The 1409-nt window shown below is 53.2% G+C and carries 1 protein-coding gene; it reads left to right on the forward strand.

Annotated elements, in window-relative coordinates; all coding sequences use genetic code 11:
* Positions 1-98 precede the first annotated feature (98 nt).
* Positions 99-1127, forward strand: a complete 1029-nt coding sequence (locus IT781_RS21805; protein WP_194972273.1) for an IS110 family transposase — start codon at positions 99-101, stop codon at positions 1125-1127.
* Positions 1128-1409: the final 282 nt, after the last annotated feature.

Raw genomic sequence — 1409 nt, forward strand, 5'->3', positions numbered from 1 at the left:
TAGGATAATGGTATGGACTCCTCCTCTTCCCTGCGGCATCACGATGTGCCAAAGTGGAAGAGTTAGATAACCACTTAAATGAAGAAGAGGAATCCGCCATGAATATTACGACAATCGGTTTAGACATTGCAAAGAACGTTTTTCAGGTACATGGCGTGGATGCCCATGGAAAAGTCGTGTTACGCAAACAGCTCAGGCGGATTCAGGTACTGGCTTTTTTTGCTAACCTGTCACCTTGCCTGATCGGCTTGGAAGCCTGCGCCGGGGCACACTATTGGGGACGTGAATTGCTCAAATTAGGGCATGATGCGCGTTTAATCAGTCCACAGTTCGTCAAACCGTACGTTAAAGGCAATAAGAACGATGCCAACGACGCGGAAGCGATTTGCGAGGCAGTAAGTCGCCCGAGTATGCATTTCGTACCGCTGAAAAGCATTGAGCAGCAAGATATCCAGATGTTGCACCGGGTGCGCAGCGGCCTGGTCAAGGAACGCACGGCACAAGCCAATCGCTTGCGGGGGCTGTTGAGCGAATATGGGATTATCATTGGCCAAGGCCTGGCACAAGTACGCACGCGCTTGCCGGAGATCCTGGAAGATGACAAAAACGGCTTGACGATGGCGGCGCGGCAAATTTTTACTGACCTGCAATACCAGTTAAGAGAACGGGATAAGCAAATAGCCGCTTATGGTGAGAAAATCCTGATGCTGCACCGGTCTAGCCCAGCCAGTCAAACGCTCGGCGCCGTGCCCGGTATCGGGCCGATTACGGCCACCGCGTTATTGGCTGCGCTAGGCGATGGCAAGGCCTTTGATAAGGCGCGGCAAGTGCCGGCTTGGTTAGGTTTGGTCCCTAAGCAAGATTCCAGCGGTGGCAAACCGAAGCTGCTAGGCATTAGCAAGCGCGGTGATGTCTATTTACGCACCTTGCTGATCCACGGAGCCAGGGCGGTGGTTAAGGCGGCGGCAAAGAAAGATGACGCACACAGCCGTTGGATCAACGACTTGGTGCAACGGCGCAATGTCAACATTGCCGCCGTAGCGGTTGCCAACAAGAATGCCCGGATTGCCTGGGCACTGCTGGCTCGGACAGAGGCCTATCGCCCCCCGGTGCCGGCCAGCGTCTAAGCCTAAGTGTGCAACAAACTGTTGTTAACCGTTTAAGAGGTGTTTGATAGTCACTTCTCCAGTTGTGAAGCATTTTTCAACACGATGGCAAACCGGTCGGACCGGTGTTTTCAGGAATCCGTTCAGCGCATGGGCCTCCAAGGCCGTTAGGATGATAGAGATGAAAACACGCGGAAATCCATCGGGGCCAGAGGCAATAAAGACCTCATCGATAGGCCGGATATATGGCAGCAACTGCGTTCACTGATCGTTGCGATCGAAGAGAAAAAGCTTGCAAAACGG

The sequence above is a fragment of the Methylobacter sp. BlB1 genome, from assembly GCF_015476545.1.
Taxonomy (GTDB): Bacteria; Pseudomonadota; Gammaproteobacteria; order Methylococcales; family Methylomonadaceae; genus Methylobacter.

Bases quoted from the DNA above. Each gene is read 5' to 3' on its own strand.
- IT781_RS21805 (WP_194972273.1), top strand. From the start codon at position 99: ATGAATATTACGACAATCGGTTTAGACATTGCAAAGAACGTTTTTCAG.